Below are 25,894 nucleotides of genomic sequence, written 5' to 3' on the forward strand. Positions count from 1 at the left end.
ACCAAGCAACTTAAGTGAGTTCTTGATGCGATTTCGTGGATTTCTTGCGACTTTGGCCTTGGTCGTGCCTTCGCTCGTTCCGACATCGGGTTTTAGCAAGCCCAAGGAAATCAGGCTGAAGGCCTCCTCGAACTGGTTGGTGAACTGGGCGGATCATAGTTGCGTACTGGCGCGAAAGTTTGGACCCGCAACTTCGCCGGTCCTGCTCAACATGAGGGCCTACGAGCCCGGATATTCTCTGGAGATGATCATAGCGGGGAAAGAGATTTCCGCTTTCCAGAAGTCCAAGACGTTCACGATCTCCTACGGCAGTGGCGAACCGATACCGGTCAGTCGCCATCTGGCTGGTACTTCGGGAAACTTTGGTCCGTCCGTTGTCTTTGGAGGAGTGATGAAATCGCGCATCGCCGATGAACGGGCCGAGGCCGATGATTCTCTGCGCCCTTTCCCCGACATTCCCTTCGAGAAGCAGCTCAATCACATTTCCCTCGCCAATTCGTTCAAGACAGTGGTCCTCGAAACCGGGCCTATGGCGAAAGCATTCGATACCCTGCGGCAGTGTACGGACAATCTCGTCAAGCAGTGGGGGCTGGATCCCGCTATTCAGGCAGCTTTGACCCGCAAGGTTAAGGCCAAAAATATCCCGGAATGGGCAAGACAAATTCAGGCTTCATTTCCATCCGAGCTGCTAATGCAAAACAAACAAGCGCGGGTGAATGTTCTTGTCGTTGTCGATGAGCGAGGAATGCCTGCCGATTGCGACGCATGGCAGGCATTCGACAACACCGATTTCAAGGTAAGAGCTTGCGGGATCATACTCAGGAACGCGCGCTTCAATCCCGCACTCGACAAGGATGGTCGTCCGACGCGATCATATTACGCTACGGTGATCGTGTATACATTCTGAGTACTTCGCGGTATCAGGTGCCTCGTTCGAACAGGTTCACGATTACAGGACTGCCTGCTTCGCCCAGATCGTGGCTGCCGTAAGGAGCGAAGCCCAGCGCGGCGGCCACGCGTTCTGACCCGGCATTGCCTTCCTCGATCATGCAGGCGATCCGGCGCTGGCCGTGGATGCCGTCGAACCATTCCAGCGCGCCGCGCATGACTTCCTTGGCGAGGCCGATGCCCCAGTGGTCCTTGCGGACGATCCAGCCTGCCTCGGGCACGTCGTCCATGCCCTTGCCGAAGCCGCGCCAGGAGTGGAACACACCGCAATTGGCGACGATCTCGCTCCCACCGCGCAGGCGCACCGGGAAAGTTCCGTAGCCGCGCAAGGCCCAGGATCCGGCATTGCGTTCGAGGCGCTCGTAGACGGGCTTCGCTTCGGAACTGGCGTTTCCGAGGAAGCGCCGGGTCTCCTCGTCGGCGAGCAGGCGCATCAGGTCGCCCAGATCGCTTGCTTGCGGCTTCCACAGTTCGAAGCGTTCGGTGACGAGCAGTGGGCCGTCCAGCGTCGCCACGCTCACAGCCACTGGTCCACGACATGGATGCAGACGCCGAACAGACCGCCGACCAGGGTGCCGTTGATGCGGATGAACTGGAGGTCGCGGCCGACCGCGCCCTCGATGCGATCCGTGACGGTGCGCGCGTCCCAGCGCTTCACGGTTTCGGACACCAGTCTCACGATTTCCCCCCCGTAGCGCGTCACCACGCCGACCAGCGTGCGCCGCGCGAAGCGATTGACCATGTACTGTAGGCGTGCGTCGTCGCCGAGCGCCAGCCCCAATTGCGCGAGACTTTCGCCGAGCGCGCCGGACAGTGCCTTGTCGGGATTGCGCACCGCCTTGAGCAGGGCGCTGCGGGTACGTTCCCAGGTGCTGTCGAGCCAGGCACCGACGGCGGGGTTCTCGAGCAGTTCGGTCTTGAGTCGCTCCACTTTGGCCTGGGTTTCGGGCCGGTTGCGCAAATCGTCGGCAAGGCGGGTGAGGGCCTCGTCGATCCGGGCGCGCAAGGGATGGTCGGGCTGGACGATCACTTCGGCAAGCAGGCGATAGGCACCGTCGAGCACGCCGTTGGCGAGCCGCTCGTCGAGGCCGGTCCAGCGCATGATCGAGTTGGCGCGCTGGTGGATCATGTCGCGGATCATCGGCTCGTTGGCCTCGATGGCCTCGCCGATCTTGCGCAGCATGCTTTCCAGCACCGGCAGGTGACGGCGGTCGGCAATGGCGTTGGAAAGCATCTGGCCGAGCAGGGGGGCGGCCTCGACTTTCTCGATCTGGCGGCGCAGGCCGGTCTTGACCATGCCGCCCATCTGCTCGGGATCGAGCGATTCCAGCACGTCGCCCAGCAGGTTCGCAGCGCCCGCGCGGATGCGCGACTGTTCCTCGCGCGCGGGGTTGGCCAGGAAGCCCCCGGCGGCCGCGGCGAGGTTGAAGCTGCGAAGCCGTCGGGCGACGACCTGCGGCGTGAGGAAATTGTCCCGCAGGAAGGTCGCCATCGAATCGGCGATGCGATCCTTGTTGTCCGGGATGATCGCGGTGTGCGGAATCGGCAGGCCGAGCGGGTGGCGGAACAGGGCTGTCACCGCGAACCAGTCGGCCAACCCGCCGACCATCGCCGCTTCGGTGAAAGCGATGGCGTAGCCCAGCGGTCCGCTCCATTCGGGATGGAGTACCGAAACCCGGCGGAGGACGACGAAGGCTGCCGCCATGAACAGCAGCAGCCCTGTCGCGAATATCCGCATGCGCCTGGCTCGATCGTTCACGACCGGGCCGGACCGGAAAAAGTCTTGCCGTGCCACGGGGATGCTACGCTTGGGGGCCGGCAATGTTCCTCCGATGCTATTCGGCTGCGATGGGCTGCGGCACGGCGGCCGGGCCGTGATCGCCGTGACCATGGGCGTGATGCGGCTCATAGGTCAACAGCTTGCGGCGCAGCCACGGGCCGAGGCGTTTCTCGAAGCCGTCCGCGAGGCTGAAGGCCGCCGGGACAATCACCAAGGTCAGCGCGGTCGAGAGCAGCAGGCCGCCGATCACGGTAATGCCCATCGGCGCGCGCCATGCGGAGTCGCCCGAGAGCGAGATCGCGGTGGGCACCATGCCCGCCGTCATCGCGACGGTGGTCATGATGATCGGCTGGGCGCGCTTGTGGCCGGCGTCCATGATCGCGGTGAGCTTGTCGACGCCCTTTTCCATCTCCTCGATGGCGAAGTCGATCAGCAGGATCGAGTTCTTGGCGACGATGCCCAGAAGCATCAGGATGCCGATGTAGACCGGCATCGAGATCGGCTGGCCGACGATCACCAGCGCCAGCAGTCCGCCCAGCGGCGCCAGCAGCAGCGAGGCCATGTTGACCAGCGGCGAGACGAAGCGGCGGTAGAGCAGCACCAGCACCGCGAAGACCAGGAAGATGCCGCTGATGACGGCGACGATGAAGCTGCTGACCATCTCCGCCTGCCACTTGTCCTCGCCGACTGGGGCGTTGGACACGCCGGTCGGCAGGTTCTTCATGATCGGCAGCTTCTGGATCTGCTCCATGATCGGGCCCTTGACCTGCCCGGTGCCGAGGTCGGCACCGACGAAGATGCGGCGCGACTGGTTGTAGCGCTGGATCTGGGTCGGCCCCGCCCCGAAGCGGATTTCGGCGACGCGCTTGAGCGGCACCGAGCCGCCGCTGGCGGTCATCACCGGCAGGTTCTCGATCGTCGAGTAGTCGCGGCGCGAGGCGCGGGCGAGGATCACGCGGATCGGCACCTGGCGGTCGCTGAGCGAGAACTTGGCGGCGTTCTGGTCGATCTCGCCGAGGGTGGCGATGCGGATCGTCTGGCTGAGTGCGGCGGTCGTCACGCCGAGCTGGGCGGCAAGGTCGAGGCGCGGCACGACGACCAGTTCCGGGCGCTGGAGGTCGGCGGCGATGCGCGGCGCGACGACGCCCGGAATCGTGCGCATCTGGTCGGCCAGTTTCTGGGCCGTCTGCTGGAGCAGTGCGGAATCGCTGCCCGAGAGCATGACCGAAATGTCGCGGCCGCTGCCGAAACCGCCCGACTGGGTGGCGAAGGTTACGCGGGCATCGGGGATGTCCTGAAGCTGCGGGGCCATCCGGCGCTCGAACTCGATGCTCGTCGCCTTGCGCTGGTCGGCGGGCTTGAGGGCGATGTAGAGCGATCCCTTGCCCTCGCGCGAGGCTTCCAGGATGTGCTGTACTTCCGGCTGGGCTTCCAGCAGGCGCGTCACCTTGTCGGCCACGGCGGCGGTCTGCTCGATCGTGGTGCCGGGCACCATTTCGAGATTGACGGTGCTGGTATCGTTGTTGGTGTTCGGCTGGAACTGCGAGGGCAGCCCGGCGAGCAGGGCGAAAGTCAGCACCAAGGCATAGATGCCCGCGCAGAATGCATAGAAGCGGTGGTCGCGCATCCGGGCGGTAAAGCGGTCGGAAAAGTAGCGATACCAGTTGCCGAAGTGGCCCATCGCACCCAGCACCAGCTTCAGCGCCTTGCCGAGCGCGAAGATCACCACGGGGATGGCGAGGGGGGCGACTACCGCTGCCAGCACCAGCGCGGCCTTGTCGAGACCGGCCTTGGCCAGGACCGCCTTGGCGCCCATGAACAGCAGCGACGCGGCGGCGAGACCTGCGCCGAGGATGGCGAGGACCGCCACGGTCGCGACGAGGTAGTACCACCAGCGAGCAGGCGTCTTGACGAGCCGGGCCTTGAGGCGGTGCGCCTCGCTGGAATCGAGCGTCCAGGCCAGGATCTTCATGTAGAAGTCCATGGCCTTGCCGCCGCCGTGTTCGGCGTGGCCGTGGGCCTTGAGGAAGTAGGCGGCGACCATCGGCGTGATCAGGCGGGCGACGGCAAGGCTCATGAGCACCGCCGCCACGACAGTCAGGCCGAAGGCCTTGAAGAACTGCCCCGGAATGCCCGGCATCATGCCCACCGGCAGGAACACCGCGACGATGGAGAAGGTCGTGGCGACGACCGCGAGGCCGATCTCGTCCGCCGCATCGATCGAAGCCTGATAGGCTGACTTGCCCATGCGCATGTGGCGCACGATGTTCTCGATCTCGACGATGGCGTCATCGACCAGCACGCCCGCGACGAGGCTTAGCGCCAGCAGCGAGAGGAAGTTCAGCGTGAAGCCGAGCAGGTCCATGAACCAGAAGGTCGGGATTGCCGAGAGCGGGATGGCGAGGGCGGAGATCATCGTCGCGCGCCAGTCGCGCAGGAACAGGTAGACGATGACGATCGCCAGCACCGCGCCTTCGACCAGCGCTTCCATCGAGCTGGTATACTGCCCCTTGGTGTAGTCCACGTCGGAGAACAGGCGGGTGATGTGGATGTTCGGGTTGTCCTTGCGGATCTTTTCCAGCGCCTTTTCGGCGCCGTCGTAGACCGCGACATCGGAAGCCCCGAGCGCGCGGGTGAAGCCGAAGGTCACGACTTCGCGGCCGCGCAGCTTGGCGATGCGGGTCTGCTCGGAATAGCCGTCGTAGACCTTGGCGATGTCCGAGAGCTTGACCTGCCGTCCGCCGCCCAGGTTGATGCGGGTCTGCGAGAGGTGGTAGGCGTCCTGGGCATTGCCGAGCACGCGCACCGACTGGCGCGATCCGGCGATTTCCGCCTGACCGCCCGCCGCGTCGGTGTTCACCTGGCGCAGCACGCCGTTGATGTCGTTGGCGGTGAGGCCGAGCGCGATCAGCCGCTCGGGGTCGACGACCACGCGGATTTCGCGGTCGACGCCGCCGTTGCGCTCCACCGAGGCGAGACCCTGTATCGAGAGCAGGGTCTTGGAGATCGTGTCGTCGACGAACCAGCTGAGCTGCTCCATCGTCATGTCGTCGGCGCTGACCGCATAATAGGCCAGATTGTCGCCGTTGGCCTCGACCTTGGTGACCATCGGTTCCAGAATGCCGTCGGGCAGCTGGCCGCGAATCTGATCGACCGCGTTCTTGACCTGGTTGGTGGCGACGTCCGGATTGGTGCCGACAGAGAAGAACACCAGCGTGGTCGAGGTGCCTTCGGAGGCGGTCGACTGGATTTCCTCGATGCCGGGCACCGAGCGCACGGCACCCTCGACGATCTGGGTGATCTGCGTTTCGATCTCGGTCGGGGCGGCGCCCGGCTGCGAGATCATGACGTGGACGCCGGGAAATTCGACGTCCGGCATGTTGTTCACGTCCATGCGCATGAACGAGACGACGCCGGCGATCATCACGCCGATGAAGAAGACGATCGGAATGATCGGATTGCGGATCGACCAGGCCGAGATGTTGCGAAGGCTCATCGGGTTCTATCCGCTCAGTCGGCTGCTTTGGTCAGCCGGGGCTTGACCTTGTCGCCGTCGTTGAGGAACCCGCCCGCGCGCAGGACGACCTTTTCGCTGCCGTCGAGGCCCGACTTGACGGTGATCCCGCGCGCCGTGACCAGCCCGGTCTGCACCGCGCGACGATGAACGACGTCCTTGGCATCGACGACATAGACGAACGACCCCTTGTCGTCGTTCTGGATCGCCGATTCCGGCAGGACCGGCGCCACCGTCTGGCCGCTGTTGATGACGGCGCTGGCGAAGCCACCGGGACGCAGCGCGGCGTTGTAGGCAAGCGCGATGCGGGCGATGCCCTGGCGGTTGGTGGCGTCGATCACCGGCGCGACCTGCCAGACCTGGCCGATGAAGCTCTCGTTGCCGCCGGTGGGCGTCACTTTCGCTTCCACGCCGACATGCAGGCGGGCGAGGTCGTCCTCGCTGAGCTGGGCGAGCAGTTCCATCTCGCCGCCCTTGGCGAGGCGGAACAGCACGGAACTGCCGCCGCCGACGACCTGGCCAAGCTCGACATTGCGTTCGAGCACGAGGCCGGCGGCGGGGGCGACGATGTTGAGGCGGGCGGTCTGGGCCTCAAGCTGGCCGAGCGTGGCGCGCGCGACCTTGACCTGGGCCATGGCGGAATCGCGCGTTGCAGTCAGGCGATCGACATCGGCGGCGGAGATGAAGCCGCGATCCACCAGCTTGAGCGCGCGGTCGAGATTGGCCTGGGCGAGGCGGGCGTCGGCCTGGGCCACGGCGATCTGCGCCGACTGGCCGGCCTGCTGCTGCGACTGGACCGAACGGTCGATCACCGCGAGCACCTGGCCCTGCGAGACCCAGTCGCCCGGCTCGACCAGCACGGCGCGCACCTGGCCGCCTTCGCCCACCGAGCCGACCGGCATCGGACGACGGGCGGCCAGCGAGCCGGTGGCGGTAATGGCGCCTTCGACCGAGGCACGTCCGGGCACGACGACAGTGACGGCGGGCATCTGGATGTCGGCGGCACCGGCCTGCTTGGCCTCGCCGCCGCCGCGCACGGCGAACCAGATGCCGGTGGCCAGCACGACGGCGGCGACGATGGCGATCGCCCACCAGCGGCGCGATCCGCCACCCTGTTCGTCTGCGCCGTCGAGCGGGTTGCCGCCCAAAGCTGCACTCGTGGCCGTCAAACCCTGGTTCTCCGTCACGTCGATCCTGCTGTCGTAATTCATCGTTTCACCGCAAAAACTGCGATTGCCCCCAATCCCCGATGCCTGGCCCGGAACCGGACTTCGCGATCCCGAGGGGCGCGCCGGATGGCCGAAAGGCACGATCTGCCGCCGGAGCGCGGACACGTCGATCCACGCCGCTGCAACGGCCAATTTCCTGCCCAACGACATATACCTGCGGCGGACGGGTGGCAATCAGCAGTCGTTCTGGCGCCGACCGTGATCGACAAGCGTCGAGGGCAAGAAAATGCCTGGGGATCTTCGGCAAGTTCCGAGAAAAGCGGGCGGATATACGAAAAGCGGCGACGAACCCGAGGTTCGCCGCCGCTTGTCAGTCCTTGCGGACGGAATAGGCAGTGTGCTCAATACTTCTGCTGGCGCTCGTAAAGGTCGCGGTAATGCTGGATCCGCGTGACGCGCAGCCCCTGCATGCCCGAACGGTCCACGGCGCGCTGCCAGGATGCGAATTCCTCCAGCGTCAGCTGGTAACGATCGCAGACCTCGTCGATCGACAGCAGTCCGCCGTTAACGGCTGCCACGACTTCCGCCTTCCGACGCACGACCCAGCGCGTGGTGTTCGCAGGAGGCAGCGTATCAAGCGTCAACGGTTCGCCGAGCGGCCCGATTACCTGGGCAGGACGGATTTTCTGGTTTTCGATCATCATCACCCTCGTACGCCGGTGCTGGGATTGCCGGCGACGGAAAGGACATTGGCCTGCGCTGGCTTGCGATTGCCTGAAGCATTTGGGTTAACAGGAATTGAGACCGGCGCATACGTATGAATCACATTGGCCGCCGGGCCCGCGAAACTGCCGAAGCGGTGGAGCCTTGCCGAAGCGGAGGTGTCGTCGAAAACCGCGCGCAAATCGTGCGCGGCGAAGAGCCGGGAACGCAAGGAAAACCAGTCCATTGGCAGGGGGACCGAGATGAACTCCTCGCCGGCGCGACCCGACGCATGCCCCGCTTTGCAGGTTTCATGATCATGAGCGATGTTCATACGGAACGTTTGTAGCGAAGCTTGGTCAAGGGAGAGTAAAGGCCTGATTTACCTTTTGTTAACGAATCTTAACGCGGTTTTCGGCATGAGCCTTAACCGCCCGCTTCCGATCGCTCGCCCTTGATCGCCCTCCTTTGATTGACAGGGAGGTGTCGAACGGTCGGGATCCAGGAAAGGTAGGAATCCGGAGCATTCGCCTGTATGGGGCGCGCATGACCGCCCTTTCCGATCTTGAAGGACTGGTGGCCGGCCTCGACCCCGCCACGCTGTTCCAACTGCCTGCGCCGCTTTCGGCGCGCCGTATCGTCGTCGCCATGTCCGGCGGCGTCGACAGCTCGGTCGTCGCCGCGCTGGCCGCCGCGACCGGCGCCGAGACCATCGGCGTCACCCTCCAGCTCTACGACTACGGCGCCGCGACCGGACGCAAGGGCGCCTGCTGCGCGGGCGACGATATCCGCGACGCCCGCGCCGTGGCCGACCGCCTGGGCATCGCCCACTACGTCTTCGATCACGAGAGCGCCTTCCGCGAGGAAGTCGTCGAACGCTTCGCTGACGACTACATGGCGGGCCGCACGCCGATCCCCTGCATCCGCTGCAACATGGGGCCGAAGTTCACCGATCTGCTGACGATGGCCCGCGATCTCGGCGCGGACTGCCTTGCCACCGGTCACTATGTCCGCCGAGTCGAAGGAGCCGCCGGTTCCGAACTGCACCGCGCCTTCGATCCGGCGCGCGACCAGAGCTATTTCCTCTACGGCACGACCGAGGCGCAACTCGACTTCCTGCGCTTCCCGCTTGGCGGCCTGCCCAAGAGCGAGACCCGCCGTCTTGCCGAAGCGGCAGGCCTGCGCGTCGCCGACAAGCCCGACAGCCAGGACATCTGCTTCGTGCCCGACGGCGACTATGCCAAGATCGTGCGCGCGGTCAGGCCTGAGGGCGAGGCGCCGGGCGAGATCGTCCATGCCCTGACTGGCGATGTGCTGGGCACGCACCGCGGCATCATCCACTATACCGTGGGCCAGCGCCGCGGCCTCGAAATCGGCGGCCAGCCCGAGCCGCTCTATGTCGTGCGCATCGATGCGCCGGGACGCCGGGTGATGGTCGGCCCGCGCAGTCTGTTGGGCGTGGCTGCCGCCACCGTCACCGAGACCAACCGCATCGGGCCGCTTCCCGATGCACCGCTGACGGCCAAAGTCCGTTCACTGGCCAAGCCGGTGCCGGTCACGCTGGAAGGCGAATTCGGCAACGGGGCGGACGTGACGATCCGTTTCGCGAATCCCGAATATGGCGTCGCGCCCGGACAGGCGGCGGTGATCTATGCGGGAGACCGGGTGGTCGGCGGCGGCTGGATCGAGGGTACCGAGGCCGCGATTCCGCTGGACTGAGACCTCGGCTCAGTTCATCCAGGGTTCGAGCTGGCAGCCGCGATCCGGTGCGAACGTGGCGGTCTGGCTGGCGAGCAAAGGCACGCTGGCCTTGACCGTGCGGGCCTGGGCATCTTCGGAGAGCCAGATCAGCGAGCCGGTACGGCCGAGACCGGCAACCGCGATCTGGCCCTTGCAACTGCCGAGGTCCTGCTGCGAGATGAAGCGGCAGGCGCAGGCGGCCCGCGCGCCGTAGGAGGTGCTGACCAGCGCTTCCTCGCGCAGGCCCTTCCACGAGAAGCCGAGCAGTAGCGCCAGTGCCAGCAGGGCGAGCAGGATCACATTGCGCAGCCAGCGCGAGGGCTGGCGGCTGTTCAGGTCGCGCCCGCCTTCGCCACGGCCCCCGTTCGTCTCGGCGCCGCTGTCCCCGGTCCTGTATGTCGTGGCTGTTGCCATATTCCCGCGCCTCGCACATCACACCGCGCGTCATGCCGGTGCGCCGTCCCCCCCTTATCCTCGCCCTTTCCGTCCTGCCAGCCCTGGCGCTAACGGCGCTGGCAGGCTGTGGACAGGACGCGCAGCAGGGGCCGCCGCCGCCCAGCGCGGAATCGCAGGCGGCGATCAAGGACGACGGCGGCGCCTCGCGCGCAGCGCTGGGCCGCGCCATCGACGGGCTTTTCGCCGAGGATCTCGGCCGCACCCAGGCCCTCGTCATCATGAAGCGCGGGTTGGTGATCGCCGAGCGCTATGGCGCGGGAATCAAGCCGGAGACCCGGCTCGAGGGCTGGGGCATGGGCGAATGCGTCACCGCGCTGATGGTCGGCCAGCTCATCAGCGACGGGCGGTTGCGGCTTAACGAATCGGCGCCGATCCCCGACTGGCAGCGCCCCGGCGATCCCCGCGGCGAGATCACCCTCAAGCAACTTCTCCAGATGCGATCGGGCCTGCGCCATTCCGAATCGGGTGCATCCGCAACCGGCGGGCCTGCCGGGCAGTCCGATCGCATGCGGATGCTCTATCTCGACGGGCGCGACGACATGGCCGCCTATGCCGAGGCGCAGCCGCTGGAAGCACCGGCGGGCGCCCGCTTCGTCGAGAGCGCAGCGACTTCCGTGATTCTTTCCGATCTCGCGGCGCGGGTGCTTTCGCCCGACCGCAATCCGGATCGACGCCGCAAGGCCGTGGGCGACTATCTGCGCACTCGCGTCTTCGCGCCGATCGGCATGGATTCGGCGGTGGCGGGCTATGACCGCGCGGGCACGATGATCGGTTCGGCGGCGGTCCATGCCTCGGCGCGCGACTGGGCGAAGCTGGGCGAGTTCCTGCGCCACACCGGCTCGATCCAGGGCGCGCAGATCCTGCCGCGTCGCTGGGTGCAGTTCATGCTCGAATCCTCGCCGCGTAATCCGGGCTACGGGGCCGGGGTCTGGCTCAACCGGAGCAAGGCGAAAAGCGGGGCAGGGGGCGAGGACGTTCTGTTCCCCGGAATGGCACCGGCCAATGTCTTCGCCTGCGTGGGCGAGTACGGCCAATATGTGATCGGCTCGCCCGACCAGCTGCTTACGGTGGTGCGCCTCGGCGAAAGCGATCCGCAGCAGGAGCGACTGGTTCACGACCGGCTGGGCAAGCTGCTGGCGATGTTCCCCGGCGGAATCTGAAAGAGATACGAAAAAGGCCGGAGCGGCATATGCCGCTCCGGCCTTTTTCACGTCGATCGAAGCGGAATCAGCCCTCGATCGTGGTCTGCGCGTCGCGGCCGTCGCCTTCCGGGGCCGCGAGGATCGCGCGGGTCACCTGGCCCTTGGCGACCGTGTAGGTGCCGGGATCGCCAACGGTCGAGCGGATCGCCGGATCGGCGGGGCCGGCCATGCTGAGAGTTGACTTCTCGATATCGCTACGCGCCTGCGGGCCGCCGAACAGGGCATCGAGCGCCTGCTGCTGCACCGAATCGTCGGCAGGGCGAGGCTGGCCCTGCTTCGGCGGCGAAAGCGTGAAATCGGGCGGTACCACCAGCGGCGTCTGGCGCTGCACGGCGAATTCGTCGGGGCCACCGTGGTTCAGCAGGCCGGTGCTTCCGCAGCCGGACACGAGCACCGCACCGGCGGCGACGAGAATCAGGGCTCCGGTCTTCTTCATGGGCATCAACTCAAATCTCCGGGGCGGCGTCGGGCGCCTTGTCATGACCGCCATTTGTTTCGGGCTTGTCGCGCGAAAGCAGGGAGCGGGCAAGGATAATCAGGACGCCCACCGTGATGGCGACGTCGGCGATGTTGAAAATGAGGAACGGACGCCATTCGCCGAAGTGGAGATCGGCATAGTCGATCACGAAACCCATGGTGAAACGGTCGCGGATATTGCCGAGCGCGCCGCCCAGCACCATGGCGAGGGCAGCGATCTCGCCCAGCTTGCGCTCGCGCAGCATCCAGATGAGGACGAAGAGCGCGATCAGGCCGGTCATCGCCACCAGCGCCCAGCGGCCCTCCGGCGAATCCGCCGTGAACAGGCCGAGCGAGACGCCGAGGTTCTTGGTCCAGCGCAAGTTGAAGAACGGGGCGATCTCGATCACGCCGACATCACGCAGCTTGAGGCCGGTGACGACCCAGGCCTTGAAGCCCTGGTCGATCATGAAGACGACCACGGCGATCAGGAACCCGATCAGGCGCTTCCGCCAGACCGTCACGCCGGGGTCTCCAGCGCACCGACCACGTCGTCGCAGCGGTCGCAGAGGTCGCCGTCTTCCGAGACTTCCGGAAGGTGGCGCCAGCAGCGGCCGCACTTGTGGTCGGTAGAGGGGGTGACGGTCACGTCCTCTCCCTGCCCACGCGTCACTGTCGCGGTGATGAACAGTTCGGCGAGGTCGCCCTCAGGCGCCGAGGCCGGAACCGTGACCGTGGCGGCGAGGCTGGAGCCGACGATCTTCTCGCGGCGCAGCGGTTCGATGGCTTCCGTCACCTTCACGCGCAGGGCGCGCAGGTCGGCCCAGCGGGCGGCATCGGCTTCTATAGCCGGAACTTCCGGCCATTCCAGCAGGTGCACGCTCTGGCTGCCGGGGAAGCGGCTCTGCCAGACTTCCTCGGCGGTGAAGACGGTGACCGGCGCGGCATAGCGCACCAGCGCGTGGAACAGCGTGTCCAGCACGGTGCGATAGGCGCGGCGCTTCGGGTCCGAAGGGGCGTCGCAGTAGAGGCAGTCCTTGCGGATATCGAAGAAGAAGGCCGAGAGGTCTTCGTTGCAGAAATCCAGCAGGGTACGGACGTAAGTGTTGAAGTCGAAGTCCGCGACCGCCTTGCGCAGCGTGGCGTCGACGCCCGCCAGCAGCGAGAGCACGTAGCGCTCCAGTTCCGGCATCTCTGCAACCGGCAGCTTCTCTTCGTCCGAGAACCCGTCGAGCGCGCCCAGCAGGTAGCGCAGGGTGTTGCGCAGCTTGCGGTACTGGTCGGCGACGCCCTTGAGGATCTCGTCGCCGATGCGGTGATCCTCGGTATAGTCGACCGAGAGCGCCCAGAGGCGGATGATGTCGGCGCCGTTGGTCTCCATCACCTTGATCGGGCTGATGGTGTTGCCGAGCGACTTCGACATCTTGAAGCCCTTGGCATCCATGGTGAAGCCGTGGGTGAGGACAGCCTTGTACGGCGCATGGCCGCGCGTGGCGCAGCTCTCGAGCAGCGAGGACTGGAACCAGCCGCGATGCTGGTCGCTGCCTTCCAGATAGAGGTCGGCGGTGGGGCCGACGTGATCCTCGGCGGGCACCAGTTCGGGCCAGCGGCCGGATTCGAGCACGAAGGCGTGGGTCGAGCCGGAATCGAACCAGACGTCGAGAATGTCGACCACGCGCTCGTAGTCATCGGCGCTGTACTTGGTGCCCAGATATTCCTGCGCGCGGGCGTCCGACCAGGCATCGACGCCGATCTCGCGGATGGCGTGGATGATGCGGGCGTTCACTTCGGCATCGACGAGGTATTCGCCGCTCTTGCGATCGACGAACAGCGTGATCGGAACGCCCCAGGCGCGCTGGCGCGACAGCACCCAGTCCGGGCGGCCTTCGACCATGGCGCCGATGCGGTTGCGGCCCTTTTCGGGGACGAAGCGCGTTTCGGCGATGGCGTCCAGCGCGGCTTCGCGCAGCGTCGGCGAGGCTTCGGCGGTCTCGTCCTGCGGATCGATGGCGCCGCCTTCGCCTTCCCAGCGGCGCTCGGCGCGGGTCTTGGAGGGCAGGTGGCCGAGAACCTTGTCCATCGGCACGAACCACTGCGGGGTGCAGCGGAAGATCACCTTGGCCTTGGAACGCCACGAGTGCGGGTAGGAGTGCTTGTAGTCGGCCGAAGCCGCCAGCAGCGCGCCTGCCTCACGCAGGTCCGAGCAGATCGGGCCGTCCGGGGCGTTGAACTTGGGGTTGATGACCGAGCCCTGGCCGCCGAGCCAGCCCCAGTCCTCACGATACTTGCCGTCGGCTTCGACCACGAACTTGGGGCCGATGCCATTCGCCTTGCAGAGCAGGAAGTCGTCCTCGCCATGGTCGGGTGCCATGTGGACGAGGCCGGTGCCGCTCTCGGTGGTGACGAAATCGCCCGCGAGCAGCGGACGTGGCTCGGCGAAGAAACCGCCCAGCGCATGCATCGGGTGACGGGCGAGGGTGCCGGCGAGTTCGGAGCCTTTGATCGTCTTCGGCTGATCCAGCGCGGATGCGAAAATCCTCTTCAGAGCTTCCTCTGATCCAGCGGCCTGCCGCTTTACAAAGGGTTCCAAAAGGTCCTTCGCGACAATGTAGAAGCACTGGGCATCCGGCGAATGACGTTCGTCATCGTCGATTACGAGATAATCGATGTCCGGGCCGTAGGCGAGCGCCTGGTTGGTCGGGATCGTCCACGGCGTGGTCGTCCAGATCACCGCTCGAACCTGCGCACCACGATCCAGCAGGCTTTTGACGTAGGAACCTTCGGGAGCGTCTACAATCTCGAAAGCCACGTCGATCTGCGTGGAGACGATGTCCTCGTACTCGACCTCAGCCTCGGCCAGTGCGGTCTTCTCGACCGGGCTCCACATGACCGGCTTGGCGCCGCGATAGAGCATGTCGTGCTCGGCGAACTTCAGCAGTTCGGTGACGATGGTGGCTTCGGCCTGGAAGTCCATGGTGAGGTAGGGCTTGTCCCAGTCACCGTTGACGCCGAGGCGCTTCAGCTGCTCGCGCTGCACGTTCACCCAGTTCTGGGCATAGGCGCGGCATTCGGCGCGGAATTCCTCTGCCGGAACCTCGTCCTTGTTCTTCTTCTTCTTGCGGTACTCTTCCTCGACCTTCCACTCGATGGGCAGGCCGTGGCAGTCCCAGCCGGGGACGTAGGGTGCGTTCTTGCCCAAGAGGGTCTGAGTGCGCACGACCATGTCCTTGAGGATATGGTTCAGCGCATGGCCGATGTGCATGTCGCCGTTCGCGTAGGGCGGGCCGTCATGCAGCACGAACTTCTCGCGGCCCGCGCGGGCTTCGCGGGTCTTGGCGTAAATGTCCTGTTCCTGCCAGCGCGCAAGAATACCCGGCTCCTTCTGGGGGAGCCCGGCCTTCATGGGGAAATCGGTCTTCGGCAGGAAGACGGTCGCTCTATAATCGCGCTGTTCGGTCATATGCGCTGCGCACTAGAGCAAATGCGCGGCTGTTGGAAGGGTTCGCGCGCATGGCGGCATGCGGGTTTCGATGGCGAAGAACCTGTCCCCACGCACTCGTCATCCTGAACTCGTTTCAGGATCCATTTCTCCGCACGCACCGTCCGGTCGGTGGTGCGCAATGGATCCTGAAACAAGTTCAGGATGACGTTGTGTATTATGGGAGGAAGCGGCTCTTCACCCGATGTGCGACAGCAGCTCCCGCGCGCGGTCGCAGTCGCGGCGCATCTGGGCGACGAGGGCGTCGAGCGAATCGAACTTCGCCTCGGGGCGCAGGAAGTGGTGGAACGCCACTTCGATCTCCTGATCGTAGAGATCGCCGGAGAAGTCGAAGAAATAGGGTTCCAGCAACTCGATCGGCGGCTCGAAGGTCGGGCGCACACCCATGTTGGCGGCGCCGGGCAGGATACGCCCGTCCGGCATGCGGCCGGTCACGGCGTAGATGCCGTAGCGCGGGCGCAAGTAGTTGTTCATGTTGATGTTGGCGGTGGGGAAGCCGATGGTCCGGCCCAGCTTGCCGCCGTGCTGCACCACCCCGCGCGCCGCGAAGGGGCGGGTGAGCAGGCGGGCGGCGGTCTCGCACTCGCCCAGCTTCAGCGCGTCGCGGATGCGGCTGGAAGAGACCACGCCCTTGTCGTCATGCACGGCGCCGACGGTACGGCCGATCAGCCCGAAACGCGCGCCGACTTCGCGCAGGACCTGCGGATTGCCGCCGCGTCCCTTGCCGAACGTGAAATCCTCGCCGGTGACGACGCCCGCACAGCCGAGTTGGTGGCCGAGCACCTGCTCGATCCAGTCGGCCGCTTCCATCGAGGCCATGGCGCGGTCGAAGTGGAGCACCAGCATGGCGTCGGCCCCGGCGCCCTCGAACAGGTCCTGCCGCTGGTCCAGCGTGGTCAGGCGGAAGGCGGGCGCGTCGGGCTTGAACAGGCGGACCGGGTGCGGATCGAAGGTCGCGACCACTGCTGGGCGCCCCAGTTCGCGCGCCCAGCGAATTGCTTCGCCGACAACGGCCTGGTGGCCCTGATGGAACCCGTCGAAATTGCCGAGCGCCAGCACGGCGCCGCGCATCGATTCGGGAAGGGCTTCGCGGTTGTCGAGACGAATCATGTCAGATCAGGCCTATATGTCCCGGACCAGCGTGACGAAAGCGTGTGCGGGAAATTCACCGGCAGCCGGATGCTCTTCGCGCGCGGTTTCGCGCCACTCGGGGCCGGTAGCGGGCATTGCGGTGTCGCCGGGGTATTCGGCGTGGATTTCGGTCAGTTCGATGCGGCGCGCGAGCGGTTGGAACAGCCCGTAGATTTCCGCGCCGCCGATCACGGCGACTTCGCCGTCACCGGCCAGTGCGAGTGCCTCTTCGACCGAATGCGCCACTTCCGCGCCTTCGGCTGCCCAAGTGCTGTCGCGGGTCAGCACGATGTGGCGGCGGCCGGGAAGCGGGGAGGGGAAGCTGTCGAAAGTCTTGCGGCCCATGATCATCGGTTTGCCGACGGTCATGGCCTTGAAGCGCCTGAGATCGGCGGGCAGGCGCCAGGGCAGGGCGCCGTCGCGGCCGATCACGCCGTTCGCGGCGCGGGCGTAGATAAGGAAGAGATCCTGCGCCAAGGGCCGGTCAGTCGCGCTGAAAGGTCAGGCGGGTGACGTGGCCCATCTTGCGGCCGGGACGCGACGCTCCCTTGCCGTAGAGGTGCAGGTGGTTGGCCGGATCGGCCAGGATCGCCTGCCAGTCGTCCGCCTCTTCGCCGATCAGGTTGCGCATTTCGACGGCGTCGGCGGCAAGGCCGGTATCGCCGAGCGGCAGCCCGCAGATCGCGCGGACATGGTTCTCGAACTGGCTGGTGACGGCGCCCTCGATGGTCCAGTGCCCGGAATTGTGCACGCGCGGCGCCATCTCGTTGAACACGGGGCCGTTCTCGGTCGCGAAGAATTCCAGCGTGAGCACGCCGACATAGTTCAGCGCCTCGGCAACTTTGGCGGCGAGTTCGCGCGCGGCGGGAACCTGTTCGAGCAGTCGCGCGGGCGCGGGCACGGTGCTGAGCGCGAGAATGCCGCTTTCGTGCACGTTGTGGGCCGAATCGAAGTAGCGGATGTCGCCATCCGCGCCGCGGCACAGGATCACCGAGAACTCGGCGAAGAAGGTGACGAAGCCCTCGTAGATCAGCGGCTGGGCGGGCAGGTCGAGGCCTTCCGCGTCCTCGGGCGACATGATCCGCCACTGGCCCTTGCCGTCGTAACCGTCGCGGCGGGTCTTGAGGATGCCGGGGGCGCCGATCCCGGCGATGGCCCGGGCGAGGTCCTCGGCGGAATCGACCGGCGCGAAGGGGGCAGGGGTGCCGCCGAGGTCCGTGACGAAGCGCTTCTCGTTCAGCCGGTCCTGCGCGGTTTCGAGCGCGCGGGCGTGGGCGAGCAGCGGCACGTCCCCGAGCGCGGCGAGCGGGCCGACCGGCACGTTCTCGAATTCGTAAGTGACGACCGCGCAGCCCGCCGCGAAGCGGGCCATGGCCTCGGCATCGTCCCATGCGGCGCAGGTGAACTCGGCGCTGACTTCGGCGGCGATCGAATCGGCCTCGGGGGCGTAGATGTGGCTGCGGTAGCCGAGCTGAGCCGCAGCCATCGCGATCATCCGGCCAAGCTGGCCGCCGCCGAGAATGCCGATGGTTTCGCCGGGAGGGATCATCTTTGGAACTCGTTACGTGCAGGCCCTTCGACAAGCTCAGGGCGAGCGGACCTCAATTCAATTCGGATAACACCGTTACCCGCTCATGCTGAGCCTGTCGAAGCATCATGCCCGAGCTGGCAAAGCAGCCGGTCCGAAGCGATCAAACCGGCTTTTCCGCCACGCTCGCCGTCTGGTCCGCGCGGAAGGTCTTGAGGCGTTCGGCCAGCGCCGGGTCGGCGGTGGCGAGGATCGCGGCTGCGAGCAGGCCCGCATTGGCCGCGCCCGCCTCGCCGATCGCCAGGGTGCCGACCGGAATGCCGGCAGGCATCTGGACGATCGAGAGCAGGCTGTCCTGTCCCGAAAGCGCCTTCGACTGCACCGGCACGCCGAGCACGGGAAGATGCGTCATCGAGGCGATCATGCCTGGCAGGTGGGCGGCGCCCCCGGCTCCGGCGATCACCACCTTGAAGCCTTCGCCGTCCGCGCCCTTGGCGAAGTCCACCAGGCGTTCCGGCGTGCGGTGCGCCGAGACGATGCGGGCGTCATAGGCGACGCCCAGCTTGTCCAGCATGTCCGCCGCGCGCTGCATGGTCGGCCAGTCGGACTGGCTCCCCATGACGATGGCTACAGGAGTCCCCACCCCGCTCATCTCAACGCTCCGAGAGATAGTAGCGGTCGAGCACCGCGAGATCGTCCGCCAGATCGTAGACGATCGGCTGGCCGGTCGGGATTTCGAGGCCGGTGATCTCGTCGTCCGAAATGCCCGAGAGATGCTTGACCAGCGCGCGCAGGCTGTTGCCGTGGGCGGAGATCAGCACGTCGGCACCGGCCTTGAGGTGCGGCACGATCGAGCCTTCATAGTAAGGCAGGACGCGGGCGATGGTGTCCTTGAGGCTTTCGGTCTGCGGCACGTCGATCCCGGCGTAGCGGGGGTCGGTGGAGAGATCGAACTCGCTGCCGATTTCGAGCACCGGCGGCGGCGTGTCGAAGCTGCGGCGCCAGACCTTGACCTGCTCGTCGCCGTGCTTCGCAGCGGTCTCGGCCTTGTTGAGGCCGGTGAGGCCGCCGTAGTGGCGCTCGTTCAGGCGCCAGTCCTTGGTCTCGGGGATCCACGCGAGATCGGCGGCCTCCAATGCGAGGTGCAGGGTGCGGATCGCGCGGGTCTGGAGCGAGGTGAAGGCGACGGTGGGCGCGATGCCCTTGTCCTTCAGCAGGGTGCCAGCGGCGCGGGCTTCTTCTTCACCCTTTTCGGTAAGGTTTACATCCCACCAGCCGGTGAAGCGGTTTTCGAGATTCCATTGGCTCTGGCCGTGGCGGACGAGGATCAGGCGAGGCAAGGCGTACTCCCAGGTCTCAGCGGCGATCCCCTCGGGAAACGCCCGTTGGCAGACTGACTCTATGTCTGGCGCAGCCCCTAGCTTTCCGATGTCGGTTTGGAAAGACCGCCTGATTCGTTTTCGCGCCCGATTCCGCTCTCGTTTTCGCGCGCTGATTCGTCCGTTGACGCTGCGTCATGACTTCCGGCCTCTGCGGCGCGGGCCTGGGCCTTGCGGCGATGAAGATTTTCGCGAAGCTTCGCGGCGAGCCGTTCCTCGCGGGATTGCTGGGGTTGCGTCATGGTTCGAGCGTCTTTCGCAGGGCTTTTGATGGCCCTCGGAATGGCTTTCTGAAAAAGAATGCGCAAGAGGCGCTTGACAATCTTCGCGGTCACGGACATTAGCGCGCCCCTGCCCCGGGTCGCCGGGACAAGCGCTTTCCGGGAACGGAAACTCAGGCGCTGCTGTAGCTCAGTGGTAGAGCGCGTCATTGGTAATGACGAGGTCGGGAGTTCAATCCTCCCCAGCAGCACCATTCTCCTTACATCGAGAACTGGTGATCCCGCAGGCAAGCTGCGGATGTTCCACGTGAAAACGCGCGGACTGTGACCTTTTTGCTGCACTGCGGCGTTGTCACGAAAGTGCCATCCCGTTGGCACGTAACTGTCACGAACCCTGCCTAGACGCGCCGCAATTCGTCGCAAAACAGGGCTTCCGTAACATGAAAACCTCCCTCCGGATCGCAGCCGGTCTGCTCGCCTCGGCGTCGTTCGCCACGATGGCGGCGACCGCTTACGCCGGTGAAGTCGCCGGCAGCGTCCATGACGCATCCGGTGTGCGTCCGCTCCAGGCGGCCTCGGTCCGCATCGTCGAACTGAACCGCGCTGCCGAGACCGATCGCGCGGGCAACTATGTCTTCGGCGATGTCCCTGCCGGAACCTACACTCTGGAAGCGCGCTATGTCGGCGCAGAAGTGACCACCCAGAGCCTTACCGTACCGGCAACCGGCCGTATCGCGGGCAACTTCGATCTTCCGGCGATCGGCGGCGGGGACATCCTCGTCACCGGCCAGACCGCCAACCTCACCAGCGCCCTGTCGCGCCAGAAGGCCGCCGACGGCGTGGTCTCGGTGCTGACCCGCGACGCCGTGGGCCAGTTCCCCGACCAGAACGTCGCCGAATCGCTGCGCCGCCTGCCGGGCGTGAACATCCTCAACGATCAGGGCGAAGGCCGCTACGTTTCGGTTCGCGGCCTTGACCCGGACCTCAACGGCACCTCGATCAACGGCGTGCGCATGCCCGCCCCGGAATCGGACGCCCGCTCGGTCGCGCTCGACGTGGTTTCCTCCGACACCATCGAATCGGTGGAAGTGAAGAAGTCCTTCACCCCCGACATGGACGGCGACTTCATCGGCGCCTCGGTCGAGATCAAGACCACCAGCGCCTTCGATTCCAAGAAGAACCGCTACTCGCTCAGCGCCGAAGGCAGCTGGAACGACTATTCGGGCAAAGTCACCCCGAAGGGCGCCTTCGACTTCACGCAGAAGCTGGGCGACGATTTCGGCATCGCCGGCTCGGTCAGCTACTACAAGCGCAAGTTCGAGACCGACAACGTCGAGACCGGCGGCTGGAACGTCGACGACAAGGGCAATGCCTGGGCCGAATCGATCGAATATCGCGACTATGACGTCGAACGCACCCGCATCAATGCCGCGCTCTCGGCCGACTGGCGCGTTTCGGACACGACCAAGGCTTATGTGCGCGGTAACTGGGCGCAGTTCGACGACCACGAATATCGCCGCCGCACCACGCTCGACTTCAGCGACTTCGACGCTCCGAGCAGCAGCACCGATACCGGTGCGACCTTCAATTCGAGCGATGAACGCATCACCGTCCAGCGCGACCTGAAGGACCGCTTCGAGCGTCAGCGCATCCGCAGCGTCGCCCTCGGCAGCGATACCGACACCGGCACCTGGAAGTTCAACTGGCAGGCGAGCTATGCCAAGTCGAGCGAGAAGGAGACGTTCTCGATCGACCCGACACGCTTCCGCGCCCGCTTCAACAAGGGCGTCGTGGTCGCCACCGACTACGCGAACGAATACTATCCGACGTATTCGGTCACAGCCGACCCGGACAACGCCTTCAACAATGCGTCCAAATACGCATTCAACAAGACCGAACTCACCACCCTGTCCGACAGCCAGGACGAGGAATGGGCGATCAAGGCCGACCTCGCGCGCACTTTCGCGGGCGACAATGGCGACTTCACCGTCCAGGCCGGTGCCAAGGCGCGCTGGCGCAAGAAGTCCTACGACAAGAACATTCTCTATTATGAACTGGCGAAGGGTCAGAGCTACACGCTTGCGGACGTGCTGGGCGAACAGACCTACCGCCTGCTCGACATGGGACCGGTCGCCAGCAAGGGCGGCGCGGCCGACTACCTGCTGTCTCACCCCGAAGCTTTCAAAGTCAACGATTATGAAACCGCTCTGGGCTCGGCGACCGACGACTATTCGGTGCGTGAGGACATCCTGGCCGGCTACGCGATGGCACGCTGGGACAGCTCGACCCTGCGCGTGATCGGCGGCGTTCGCATGGAGCGCACGCACAACGAACTCAACGGCAGCCTCGTCACCGACAACGGCGACGACACGATCGCCATCGATCCGCTGACCTACAAGCGCAACTACACCAACTGGCTGCCCAGCCTGACTCTGCGCTACAGCCCGCAGCAGAATCTGGTCGCCCGCCTGGCTGGTTACAAGACCATCGTCCGTCCCAAGCTCTCGGAGCTCGCCCCGAGCAACACGATCAACGACGATCTCGAACTGGTCGTCGGCAATCCCGAGCTGAAGCCCTACCAGGCCTGGAACTTCGACGCCGGGTTCGACTACTATTTCTCGAACAACGGCGCCCTCTCGATCGGCGGCTTCTACAAGTCGATCAAGGACTACACTTATAGCTTCAACTCGAAGGAAGGCGGCGTCTACAACGGCATTGCCTATGACGAGATCACCATCCCGGTGAACGGCGACACTGCCGAGATCGCCGGTCTGGAAGCCAGCTTCAGCCAGGTCTTCTCGATGCTGCCCTCGCCCTTCGACGGGTTGCTGATGCAGATCAACTATACGTACACTTACGCTCGCGGAACTGTGGCCGGTGATCGTCGCATTTCGCTGCCGAACGCCTCGAAGAACACCTTTAACGTCGTGCTCGGCTATGAAAAGGGTCCGATCAGCCTGCGTGCTGCCGGTACGTTCCGCGACAAGTACCTCGACGAAGTGGGTAACGATTTCGAGACCGACCGCACCGTCAACCAGCACTTCCAGCTGGACCTCTCGGCGAAGTACAAGCTGACCGACAACATCCGTCTCTTCGCGGACTGGGTGAACGTCAACAATGCCAAGTACTTCGCCTATCAGAACCTCGCCGGCGCCAAGCGCGTGCTCCAGTACGAGGAATATGGCTCGACCGTGAAGTTCGGTGCGCGGGTGAGCTTCTGATGAAGGCCACTTTCACGAAACGTCAGGGCAAGGGTCTGGCCGGAATCGTGAAGCAGGGGTCGGGAGCATTGCTCCCGGCCCTTCTGCTTGCGGCCCTCTCGCTTGAAGGCTGCGCGACGACGGGCGGGGCGCCTGCCGCCGTCCGCCTCCCCGCTACTGATGTTCCGGCCGAGGCGGAGACCGACCCGGTCGGCACGGTCAATGCCGACGCCGCCGACGATCCGGCGATCTGGCGCAATGCCGCTAATCCGGCGGCCAGTCTGATTCTCGGCACCGACAAGAAGGCGGGACTCTACGTCTACGGCCTGGACGGCAAGGTTCGCGATTTCGCACCGGCAGGCGCGCTCAACAATGTGGACTTACGTGAAGTGCGGCTGGCGGATGGCTCTAAGCGCATCCTCGTCGGCGCCAGCGACCGCACCGACCGTGCCGAGCCACGCATCGCGTTGTTCGCGCTCGACGGCGCGACCGGCAAGCTTGCCGCGCTGGGCGCCGAGGCGTTCCTGCCCGCAGGCCATGCTCCGGCCGAGGCCTATGGCTTCTGCATGGGCAATGCGCTCGCGCGGGGCGAACTGGCGCGGGCCTATGTCGTGCTCAAGGACGGCTCGGTGGCGGAAAGCCGTCTGCTCGAAAAGGACGGGCGGATCGCGGCGGACTATGTGCGGCTGGTGAAGTTCGCCACCCAGTCCGAAGGCTGCGTGGTCGACGATGCGGGCAAAGTGCTGTTCGTGGCCGAGGAAGACGTGGGTATCTGGAAAGTCCCGCTCGCAGGCGCGGCTCTGGTGGCCGAACCCTTCGCCCGCGTCGGTGCCGAGGACGGTCTGGTGGCGGATGTCGAGGGGCTGGCCGTGGCGCGGGAGAGCGGCGGACGGGCCTGGCTCGTCGCTTCCAGCCAGGGCGACAATGCCTATGCGCTGTTCGACTTGTCCTCGGGCAAGCCTGCGGGCCGTTTCCGCATCGAGGGCGGTCCGATCGGCGGCACCAGCGATACCGACGGCATCGAGGTCATGCTTGGCGATTTCGGCCCGCAGTTCCCCGAAGGCCTGATGGTCGCGCAGGACGGCAACAATGCCCCCAAGGCGCAGAACTTCAAGATGCTGTCCTGGCGGGCGATCCGCAGTGCGCTCGGAATCGAGTGAGCGGTGATGGCCCGGCTTGAGAAACCGTGTTCCACTGGAGTATCAGGTCGGGCGATGACGCGCTTTTCGAATCGCCTGAAACTCTCTGTCGGCGCGGCCGTTCTGGCCGCGTTGGGCTTGCCTGACGTGGCTTCGGCCGACGTGCTGGAAATCGGGACCAACGGCTATCAATGGGTGGCCGGAGGTCCGGCGGGGCAGGGCCATGACATCGTGGGTGCGGAAGTGGCCGCGGTAGAGGCGGTTCCGGCTGCACTCGAAGCCTCGCAGCTTCATCCTCTGTCGATTACCGATGCGCTCGATGCCGCCGGGCCGACCCGCTGGCGCGCGCGCGTGGCGGAACTGGCCGCCAAGTACGACATCAGCCCGGCGCTGTTCGAAGCGGTCGTCTGGCAGGAAAGCCGCTGGAACGAGGCGGCCCGCTCGCCGGTCGGCGCGCGCGGACTGGCCCAGCTCATGCCGGGCACGGCGGCGCAGATGGGCGTCAATCCCGGCGATCCCATGGCCAATCTCGAAGGCGGCGCCCGCTACTTGCGCATGCAGCTCGATGCTTTCGGAGGGGATATCGAGAAGGCGCTGGCGGCCTACAATGCGGGGCCCGGCCGCGTGCAGAAGGCGGGCGGCATTCCCCGCATCCGCGAGACTCAGGCTTATGTCGCCTCGATCATGGCTAGGCTGACGGACCCGGTAAGGCGCTGATTTTCCTGCCTTAGACAAGCTCGGGCTGATCCTTCGACAAGCTCAGGATGAGCGGAGGGAAGGCTTTTGGGCGGCATGGGCATGCTCGCCAATACACCCGCACCCGTTCACCCTGAGCCTGTCGAAGGGTCTCCGCCACCTTTCGCCAAGAAAAAAGCGCGCCCTGAACGGAGCGCGCTTTCATCAGACCCAATTTCCGAAAAATCTCAGCTCAGCAGCTTCTTCGCGATGGTCCGTACTTCCTCGCCGATGTCCGCGCGGTCGAGTGCGATGGAGAGGGTGGCTTCGACGAAACCGACCTTCGAGCCGCAGTCGAAGCGCTGGCCCGCGAAAGTCACCGCATGGAACGGCTGCTGGCCGATCAGCTTGGCCATCGAATCGGTCAGCTGGATCTCGCCGCCCGCGCCTTTGCCCTGGTTGGCGAGCAGACCCATGATCTCGGGCTGGAGGATATAGCGGCCCGAGACGATCTTGTTCGAGGGCGCATCGGCCACCTTCGGCTTTTCGACCAGACCCTTCACTTCGGTCAGCGCACCGTTCACCGCACCCGGCGCGATCACGCCGTAGCTGGAGACTTCCTCCATCGGCACTTCGAGCACCGAGACGAGGTTGCCGCCGACTTCGTTATAGGCATCCACCATCTGCTTCATGCAGCCGGGCGAGCCGTACATCAGTTCGTCGGGCAGGAAGATCGCGAAAGGCTCGTCGCCGATGACGGCGCGGGCGCACCACACGGCATGGCCGAGGCCGAGCGGCACCTGCTGGCGCACGGTGACGAGATTGCCGGGCTGGATCCGGGTCGGTTCCAACGGATCGAGCGACTTGCCGCGCGCGGTCATCGTCGCCTCCAGTTCGTAGGCCGTATCGAAATGCTCGACGATCGCGGTCTTGCCGCGGCCGGTGACGAAGACGAATTCCTCGATCCCCGCCTCGCGCGCCTCATCGACCGCGTATTGAATCAGCGGCCGGTCGACGACGGGAAGAAGTTCCTTCGGAATTGCCTTGGTGGCGGGAAGAAAGCGGGTTCCGAGTCCTGCGACCGGGAATACGGCTTTTCGGACGGGCTTTTTGAACTGGGTTGCAGACATGGTTAACGGTCTGGCTCCATTTGGT

The 25,894-nt window shown here is 65.5% G+C and carries 23 protein-coding genes and 1 tRNA gene; 7 read left to right on the plus strand and 17 right to left on the minus strand.

All coding sequences use genetic code 11. The features are described 5' to 3' along the window. The first annotated feature begins 25 nt into the window (after positions 1 to 25). The gene (locus tag AC4D6D_RS02430; RefSeq protein ID WP_491326357.1) at positions 26 to 907 is read left to right on the plus strand and encodes an energy transducer TonB; all 882 of its coding nucleotides are present in this window, start codon (positions 26 to 28) and stop codon (positions 905 to 907) included. Positions 908 to 920: 13 nt separating this feature from the next. Here the strand turns inward: AC4D6D_RS02430 and AC4D6D_RS02435 are convergent, their stop codons facing one another. The 6 genes from AC4D6D_RS02435 to AC4D6D_RS02460 all read right to left on the minus strand — a co-directional run bounded on the left by AC4D6D_RS02435 (position 921) and on the right by AC4D6D_RS02460 (position 8,447). After that, positions 921 to 1,469, minus strand: coding sequence for a GNAT family N-acetyltransferase (locus AC4D6D_RS02435; RefSeq protein WP_491326358.1), 549 nt, complete (start codon positions 1,467 to 1,469; stop codon positions 921 to 923). Next, on the minus strand, positions 1,466 to 2,686 hold the full coding sequence (locus AC4D6D_RS02440) for a DUF445 domain-containing protein (RefSeq protein WP_491326359.1): 1,221 nt from the start codon (positions 2,684 to 2,686) through the stop codon (positions 1,466 to 1,468). The genes AC4D6D_RS02435 and AC4D6D_RS02440 overlap by 4 nt, the downstream gene beginning before the upstream one ends. 97 nt (positions 2,687 to 2,783) lie before the next feature. Further along, positions 2,784 to 6,224, minus strand: coding sequence for an efflux RND transporter permease subunit (locus AC4D6D_RS02445; protein WP_491326360.1), 3,441 nt, complete (start codon positions 6,222 to 6,224; stop codon positions 2,784 to 2,786). A gap of 14 nt (positions 6,225 to 6,238) precedes the next feature. After that, entirely contained in the window at positions 6,239 to 7,453 is a 1,215-nt protein-coding gene (locus AC4D6D_RS02450; RefSeq protein WP_491326361.1) for an efflux RND transporter periplasmic adaptor subunit, read from the minus strand. A 359-nt stretch (positions 7,454 to 7,812) separates the two neighbouring features. Beyond that, positions 7,813 to 8,112, minus strand: a complete 300-nt coding sequence (sciP, locus tag AC4D6D_RS02455) for a CtrA inhibitor SciP (RefSeq protein WP_147216813.1) — start codon at positions 8,110 to 8,112, stop codon at positions 7,813 to 7,815. Between the two features lie 2 nt (positions 8,113 to 8,114). Beyond that, entirely contained in the window at positions 8,115 to 8,447 is a 333-nt protein-coding gene (locus AC4D6D_RS02460) for a hypothetical protein (RefSeq protein WP_491326362.1), read from the minus strand. Between the two features lie 212 nt (positions 8,448 to 8,659). On the opposite strand from AC4D6D_RS02460, the gene mnmA reads away from it, so the two are divergent. Continuing rightward, positions 8,660 to 9,832, plus strand: coding sequence for a tRNA 2-thiouridine(34) synthase MnmA (gene mnmA / locus AC4D6D_RS02465; RefSeq protein WP_491326363.1), 1,173 nt, complete (start codon positions 8,660 to 8,662; stop codon positions 9,830 to 9,832). Between the two features lie 9 nt (positions 9,833 to 9,841). Here mnmA and AC4D6D_RS02470 read toward each other — a convergent pair whose 3' ends face one another. After that, positions 9,842 to 10,267: a hypothetical protein gene (locus tag AC4D6D_RS02470; protein WP_491326364.1), complete on the minus strand. Its 426-nt coding sequence runs from the start codon at positions 10,265 to 10,267 to the stop codon at positions 9,842 to 9,844. A gap of 32 nt (positions 10,268 to 10,299) precedes the next feature. Between AC4D6D_RS02470 and AC4D6D_RS02475 the strand changes: the two genes are divergently transcribed. Then, entirely contained in the window at positions 10,300 to 11,469 is a 1,170-nt protein-coding gene (locus tag AC4D6D_RS02475; protein WP_491326365.1) for a serine hydrolase domain-containing protein, read from the plus strand. A gap of 67 nt (positions 11,470 to 11,536) precedes the next feature. Here AC4D6D_RS02475 and AC4D6D_RS02480 read toward each other — a convergent pair whose 3' ends face one another. The 9 genes from AC4D6D_RS02480 to AC4D6D_RS02520 form a co-directional block, all read right to left on the minus strand. Then, positions 11,537 to 11,953, minus strand: coding sequence for a DUF3035 domain-containing protein (locus AC4D6D_RS02480; protein ID WP_147216241.1), 417 nt, complete (start codon positions 11,951 to 11,953; stop codon positions 11,537 to 11,539). A 4-nt stretch (positions 11,954 to 11,957) separates the two neighbouring features. Next, complete coding sequence (lspA, locus tag AC4D6D_RS02485) at positions 11,958 to 12,437, minus strand: signal peptidase II (RefSeq protein ID WP_491327183.1); 480 nt, start codon at positions 12,435 to 12,437, stop codon at positions 11,958 to 11,960. Between the two features lie 50 nt (positions 12,438 to 12,487). Further along, positions 12,488 to 15,427 (minus strand): isoleucine--tRNA ligase, encoded by a 2,940-nt coding sequence (ileS, locus tag AC4D6D_RS02490; protein ID WP_491326366.1) that lies wholly within the window; start codon positions 15,425 to 15,427, stop codon positions 12,488 to 12,490. Positions 15,428 to 15,643: 216 nt separating this feature from the next. Further along, positions 15,644 to 16,576 carry a bifunctional riboflavin kinase/FAD synthetase gene (locus AC4D6D_RS02495; protein ID WP_491326367.1) on the minus strand — a complete coding sequence of 311 codons (933 nt, stop codon included), beginning with the start codon at positions 16,574 to 16,576 and terminating at the stop codon, positions 15,644 to 15,646. 12 nt (positions 16,577 to 16,588) lie between these two features. Next, positions 16,589 to 17,074: a dihydrofolate reductase gene (locus tag AC4D6D_RS02500; RefSeq protein ID WP_491326368.1), complete on the minus strand. Its 486-nt coding sequence runs from the start codon at positions 17,072 to 17,074 to the stop codon at positions 16,589 to 16,591. A 7-nt stretch (positions 17,075 to 17,081) separates the two neighbouring features. After that, positions 17,082 to 18,146, minus strand: coding sequence for a 5-(carboxyamino)imidazole ribonucleotide synthase (locus AC4D6D_RS02505; RefSeq protein ID WP_491326369.1), 1,065 nt, complete (start codon positions 18,144 to 18,146; stop codon positions 17,082 to 17,084). 142 nt (positions 18,147 to 18,288) lie between these two features. Further along, the gene (gene purE / locus AC4D6D_RS02510; protein WP_334184247.1) at positions 18,289 to 18,777 is read right to left on the minus strand and encodes a 5-(carboxyamino)imidazole ribonucleotide mutase; all 489 of its coding nucleotides are present in this window, start codon (positions 18,775 to 18,777) and stop codon (positions 18,289 to 18,291) included. Position 18,778: 1 nt separating this feature from the next. Then, a complete protein-coding gene (gene gpmA, locus AC4D6D_RS02515; protein ID WP_491326370.1) occupies positions 18,779 to 19,465 on the minus strand; it encodes a 2,3-diphosphoglycerate-dependent phosphoglycerate mutase in 687 nt (228 codons plus the stop codon). 77 nt (positions 19,466 to 19,542) lie between these two features. Then, the gene (locus AC4D6D_RS02520) at positions 19,543 to 19,845 is read right to left on the minus strand and encodes a hypothetical protein (protein WP_491326371.1); all 303 of its coding nucleotides are present in this window, start codon (positions 19,843 to 19,845) and stop codon (positions 19,543 to 19,545) included. Between the two features lie 59 nt (positions 19,846 to 19,904). Here AC4D6D_RS02520 and AC4D6D_RS02525 point away from each other — a divergent pair. The 4 genes from AC4D6D_RS02525 to AC4D6D_RS02540 all read left to right on the plus strand — a co-directional run bounded on the left by AC4D6D_RS02525 (position 19,905) and on the right by AC4D6D_RS02540 (position 24,781). Continuing rightward, positions 19,905 to 19,979: transfer RNA gene (locus tag AC4D6D_RS02525), tRNA-Thr, on the plus strand. Positions 19,980 to 20,165: 186 nt separating this feature from the next. Then, positions 20,166 to 22,946, plus strand: coding sequence for a TonB-dependent receptor (locus tag AC4D6D_RS02530; protein WP_491326372.1), 2,781 nt, complete (start codon positions 20,166 to 20,168; stop codon positions 22,944 to 22,946). Next, positions 22,946 to 24,085, plus strand: coding sequence for a phytase (locus AC4D6D_RS02535; protein WP_491326373.1), 1,140 nt, complete (start codon positions 22,946 to 22,948; stop codon positions 24,083 to 24,085). The genes AC4D6D_RS02530 and AC4D6D_RS02535 overlap by 1 nt, the downstream gene beginning before the upstream one ends. Positions 24,086 to 24,139: 54 nt before the next feature. Then, complete coding sequence (locus AC4D6D_RS02540; RefSeq protein WP_491326374.1) at positions 24,140 to 24,781, plus strand: lytic transglycosylase domain-containing protein; 642 nt, start codon at positions 24,140 to 24,142, stop codon at positions 24,779 to 24,781. A 206-nt stretch (positions 24,782 to 24,987) separates the two neighbouring features. Here AC4D6D_RS02540 and AC4D6D_RS02545 read toward each other — a convergent pair whose 3' ends face one another. Next, entirely contained in the window at positions 24,988 to 25,869 is an 882-nt protein-coding gene (locus AC4D6D_RS02545) for a UTP--glucose-1-phosphate uridylyltransferase (RefSeq protein ID WP_491326375.1), read from the minus strand. Positions 25,870 to 25,894: the final 25 nt, after the last annotated feature.

It is taken from the genome of Novosphingobium sp. BF6, assembly GCF_058273105.1.